Raw genomic sequence first — 3,016 nt, 5'->3', positions numbered from 1 at the left:
ATTTTACACAAAAGTTCATAAATATAACATGCGTTTACAATAGTATATTATAGCATTAAATGATTTGTAGGAAAATTTATATATTTATATATTTCAACTAAAATTTAAAAACTTTATAAAATGGGCATAGGATAGAAACTTAATTTTCTTTTAAAAATTTCGTCATCTCAACCTGGAAATAATAACTAGAATGCATAAAAGTACACAGTGATGCCTGAGCTAAAACTTATACATAAGTCCACTCACTTATTTATTATTTTCTAGGAAATAGTTGATTTATTTTTTCAATCTCTTCTTGAGTTAAATTAACCTCTAAAGTTGTTAAATTGTCCACGACTTGATGTGGTTGCTTTGCGCCTGGAATCACGACATCCAATGAAGGTTGAGTTAAATAGAATGCAAGCACAATATGTGCAACATCTACATTATGATTATCTGCAATACCTCTCAACTCATCAATTTTTTCTAAATTTTCTTTGAATTTTTCACCTTGAAATTCTGGATTCTTAGCACGAATATCATCAAATTTTGTATTTTCAGTGTATTTGCCAGCTAAAAGACCTGATACTAAAGGAAAATATGGAATAAATGTAATTTGATTTTCTTTTGTATATTCAAACACATCTTCATTTTCGCGATTTAGTAAATTGTATTCCATTTGCACAACATCAACATAGCCGTCTTTATTCGCTTCTTTTAGTTGATCTAATGTAAAATTAGAAACTCCTATCGCTTTAATCTTACCTTCATCTTTTAAATCTTTTAATGCAGCAACTGCTTGATCTTTAGGCGTAGTATCATCTGGAAAATGAATATAATACAAATCAATATAATCTACTTGAAGACGTTTTAAGCTTTTTTCTACTTGATCTTTAAGAAATGCTGGATCATTAGACATTTTCACATTACCATCTTCATCAAAATAATGCGCACCCTTTGTGGCAATTGCAAACTCGTCTCTAGCAAATTCTTTAACCGCTTCTCCTACTAATTCTTCCGAACGTTCTGGACCATAAATATAGGCTGTATCTAACAATGTAATACCATTTCTAACAGCAGTGCGAACCGTTTCTTTACCTTTTTCTTCGTCTAAATCATTATAAAAATTATGTCCACCAACAGCATTTGTACCTAAAGCAATCGGTGATACTGTTACATTTGATTTTCCTAATTGAACTTTTTCCGTCAAAACAATCCAACTCCTTATATACTAATTTTGAAATATTTATAGAATCTATGGCTCAAATTGTTTTTGTATCCCTTCATTACGAAAGATACTTTGACAATGCCATCAACAAACTCATGAACTGCTGAATACTATATAATATATCTCTACCCTTTTTCACTCAGTTTAATAATATGTTATACATATCGTATTTATGCACATAACAAAAATTACTTAACTTCATTAGTAATCATCGCTATTTTAATTATCTTGCCTCTCTAAAAAAGTATTGCCATGTAATTCAATTGTTTCAACTATTGCTAGCACAAATCGTTCGGAACACATATGATTTAACACGTAATGTTGAGACATAACAATATTAAGTTGCTGAATAACTTTTCTACCACTACTCAAAATTTAGCATGTTTTTGATGAGACCTTGAAGTAAAATGCTTAAAAATTACGTTTCAAAAATTTAGACATAATGGGACGTAGGACAGAATTCTAATTTCATTAAAATTATTTCGTCATCCACCTTTGCAAAGATGACTTGATTTGAAAAACATAAAACGATTTACTTGGGTTCAAACATCTACCTACAATATAAATGCACTGGGACAAATCAATTACAGAGACATACACATAAAAAAGTAGGATGCAATGCGTGATACACCCTACTTACGAATCATTTTTATTTAATTGTTGAAATATATTTTTAAAGTGTCCATTTAATTAATGTAGACGCATATGACAAGCCGCCACCAAACCCAACTAATAGCATGAGGTCACCTTTTTTAAGTTGATGCGCTTCGACAGCTAAGTCAATCGATAATGGAATCGTAGCCGATGACGTATTACCATAATATTTAAGACTCATTAGCGCTTTATCTTTAGAGAGGTTAGCCTTTTCACATATTGATTCTATCATTCTGGCATTAGCACTATGTGGCGCAAACCAATCTATGTCCTCTTTTTTATAATTCGTGTTACGTAACGTATTGTCAATAATATTCGGAACATTGCCGACAGCCCATTTATATACGCCACGACCATTTTGAACAATATAACCAGGATTTTGTAAATCTTCGCCAAACATAGTATGAGAAAGTTCTGAACAATATAAATGATGTCCTTTATCACCGTCTGAGCCAGAACTACTAGATATAAAGCTCGTTTCATCTTCACTATATTCTACTAAAAATACACCTGCTCCATCACCAAACAAAATACATGTATTACGGTCTGTGTAATCTGTAATTCGTGATAGTGTTTCCGCGCCAATAACTAGCACTTTTTTATTTTGACCAGATGTAATCAGACCATTAGCTATATTCAAACCATAGGCAAAACCTGCACAAGCTGCATTAATATCAATGGCCCCTGCATTTTTCAATCCAAGTTTCGCTTGCACATAAGATGCGACACTTGGGGTTTTATAATCTGGAGTCAATGTAGCATTGATAATCATATCAACATCATTTAATTCCACTTGATATTTCTCTTGTAAATCCAGCACTGCTTTATAACTGATATCACTCGTATATTCATCTTCAGCTACAATTCGTCTTTCAACAATCCCAGTTCTTTGTTGGATCCATTCATCAGAAGTATCAACAATCTTCTCGAAATCATGGTTATCCATTCTTTTTTCCGGTACATAAGCACCTTGTGCAGTAATTTTAGCAAATGAATTCATATCATAACTCCTTTTTTCAATCTATAACTTTAAAATTTCAAATTCTTATTATTTATCATACGCTTCATACTAATGAATGATAACACAATCAATGCAACACCTATAACATAAATAATAATTCCTTACTATAAATAAATATAAATAATATTATTAAT

General features: G+C 31.2%; 2 protein-coding genes. Both read right to left on the bottom strand.

Annotated features, from left to right (window positions below; genetic code table 11):
* Positions 1-253: 253 nt before the first annotated feature.
* Positions 254-1,189, bottom strand: a complete 936-nt coding sequence (locus tag CD150_RS12370) for an aldo/keto reductase (protein ID WP_046207286.1) — start codon at positions 1,187-1,189, stop codon at positions 254-256.
* Positions 1,190-1,880: 691 nt separating this feature from the next.
* Complete coding sequence (locus tag CD150_RS12365) at positions 1,881-2,861, bottom strand: ketoacyl-ACP synthase III (protein ID WP_103161638.1); 981 nt, start codon at positions 2,859-2,861, stop codon at positions 1,881-1,883.
* Between the last annotated feature and the right edge of the window lie 155 nt (positions 2,862-3,016).

Source organism: Staphylococcus ureilyticus (assembly GCF_002902235.1).
Lineage (GTDB): Bacteria > Bacillota > Bacilli > Staphylococcales > Staphylococcaceae > Staphylococcus > Staphylococcus ureilyticus.
The sequence above is the reverse complement of the archived record's forward strand: the minus strand, read 5'-3'. Positions and strand labels throughout refer to the sequence as shown.